This is a genomic window from Microcoleus sp., from assembly GCF_049646505.1.
Lineage (GTDB): Bacteria > Cyanobacteriota > Cyanobacteriia > Cyanobacteriales > Microcoleaceae > Microcoleus.
Map to the genome: position 1 here is coordinate 1 of NZ_JBARVX010000360.1, position 2,127 is coordinate 2,127.

Below are 2,127 nucleotides of genomic sequence, written 5' to 3' on the forward strand. Positions count from 1 at the left end.
GTCGCTGAGATTGTCAACGCGCACTTTCAGCAGCCAGCCAGCGCCATAGGGGTCTTCCGCCAAGTTTTCGGGAGACTCTATAATGTCATCGTTGCGTTCTACGACAGTACCCGTAACGGGGGCTTTCAAATCTTCAACTGCTTTCACAGACTCGACTGTACCGAAAGCTTCGCCTTTTTCCAGGCGAGAATCGACTTCTGGCAAATCTAGAAACACGATATCGCCGAGTTGGTCAACAGCAAAAGCGCTAATCCCGATGGTGGCGATTTCCCCTTCGAGTCGGATGTATTCGTGAGTGTCTAAGTATTTCAGGTCGTCGGGGTATGTTAGTGCCATGTCAATTCCTTGCAATCAAAAAGTATCAGTTAAATCTTATTAAATTATGGGCGTTTAGTGATGGTGAACTGGAATAAGAAAAATATCAAACCTTTACTTTTCGGGGAATTCTCTCTCAAACGAGTCTTGCGTTCGGTAATTTTTATCTACGCTTTTCTGTGTTTTTACGCTGTCTTCTTTTCAGACAGGATGATTTTTCAACCTCCGGCTGCTGGCTACCAGGATACCAGCGAAATTATTAAACTTAGCTCAGCTAATGGCATGAAAATTTCTGCTGTTCATTTTCCTAACCCCCAAGCTCAATATACCATACTTTACAGTCACGGGAATGCGGAAGACTTGGGCGGCATTTTGTGGCTACTCGGAGAAATTCGAGATAGCGGGTTTGCTGTATTTGCTTACGATTATCAAGGTTACGGGACGAGTCAGGGAAAGCCTTCTGAGGATAATACTTATCGCGATATTGATGCTGTTTATAATTATTTAACCCAACAGTTGGGAGTATCTGCAAAGCAAATTATTCTTTATGGGCGTTCTGTGGGCGGTGGGCCGGCAATTGATTTGGCATCGCGGCAAAAAGTCGGTGGTTTGGTGGTTGAAAGTTCCTTTGTTTCGGCTTTTCGGGTGTTGACGCGGATTCCGATTTTACCCTTTGACAAGTTTGTGAATATTGATAAGATTGGCAAAGTTCGATCGCCTGTTTTGGTGATTCATGGTAAGGCTGATCGGGTGGTGCATTTTTGGCATGGAGAGCAGTTGTTTGCGGCCGCTAAGCAGCCTAAATTCAATTTTTGGGTCGATCGCGCCGGACACAATGATTTGATGGAGGTGGCGGGCGATCGCTATGCTGCAACTTTGCGACAATTTGCTAAGCTCGTAGATGAATCTTCTCGACCACAATTATGAGCAACGGGCTAGAAGCCCGTTCCACAAGAACACATACACTTACACTTTCTTGTGGGGTGGGCTTCTAGCCCGCCCCTGAATCAATGCTCACCTACTTAATTTAATTAGGTCGGTTTGGTGATCGATAAAATGGTTTTTTAACCACCGTCGCGGGATAATTTTTGCCACGAATCTCGACTTCTAACCGCTGGCCAATTTTCGCTAATTTTACCGGAAGCATCGCGAGGGCGACTGCCCGATTCAAGGTAGGCGACAATGTACCGCTAGTAACTTCTCCTACTTTTTCGCTTTCAAATATTATCGGATAGCCGTGGCGCGCAATGTGTCGCCCTTCCATTTCTAACCCTACCAACCGCTTCGATACTCCATTGGCTTTCTGCTGTTCCAAAACCTCGCGCCCAATAAAATCGCCTTTGCTGTCGAGGTGAACTACCCAACCCAATCCAGCTTCTAAAGGTGTGGTACTGTCGCCGATATCTTGGCCGTAAAGTGCCATTCCTGCTTCTAAACGCAAGGTATCTCTGGCCCCCAATCCGCAGGGAACAACGCCAGCATCGAGGAATTTTTGCCAGAGTTTTTTGCCTGTTTCTATATCCACCATGATTTCAAATCCATCTTCGCCGGTGTAACCCGTTCGGGCGATAAAACTCGGTTGTCCTAAAACGTTTGTTTCTAAGTGTCCGAAGGCTTTAATTGGGGCGAGGTTGTCTTCCACAAAAGGCTGGAGATAGTTAACAGCTTCCGGGCCTTGAATTGCGATTAAAACTTGGTCTTGGGAGATATCTGTAAAACTAATTTCGCTAGATTCTAAATGGGCTTCTATCCAGGCTTTGTCTGCGATGCGATTGGCGGCGTTGACAATGATTGCTGCACGTTCTTCGCCAG

The 2,127-nt window shown here is 46.2% G+C and carries 3 protein-coding genes; 1 reads left to right on the top strand and 2 read right to left on the bottom strand.

The genetic code is table 11. The annotated features are described in order from the left end of the window. Nucleotides 1-336: glycine cleavage system protein GcvH (gcvH, locus tag WBA89_RS18425; protein WP_424408660.1), on the bottom strand; the 336-nt coding region annotated here is incomplete at its 3' end. A 60-nt stretch (nt 337-396) separates the two neighbouring features. Between gcvH and WBA89_RS18430 the strand changes: the two genes are divergently transcribed. Further along, nucleotides 397-1,242 (top strand): alpha/beta hydrolase, encoded by an 846-nt coding sequence (locus WBA89_RS18430; RefSeq protein WP_424408661.1) that lies wholly within the window; start codon nt 397-399, stop codon nt 1,240-1,242. 100 nt (nt 1,243-1,342) lie between these two features. Here WBA89_RS18430 and gcvT read toward each other — a convergent pair. Further along, nucleotides 1,343-2,127, bottom strand: a 785-nt coding sequence (gene gcvT / locus WBA89_RS18435; protein ID WP_424408662.1) for a glycine cleavage system aminomethyltransferase GcvT, incomplete at its 5' end; no start/stop codon positions are given.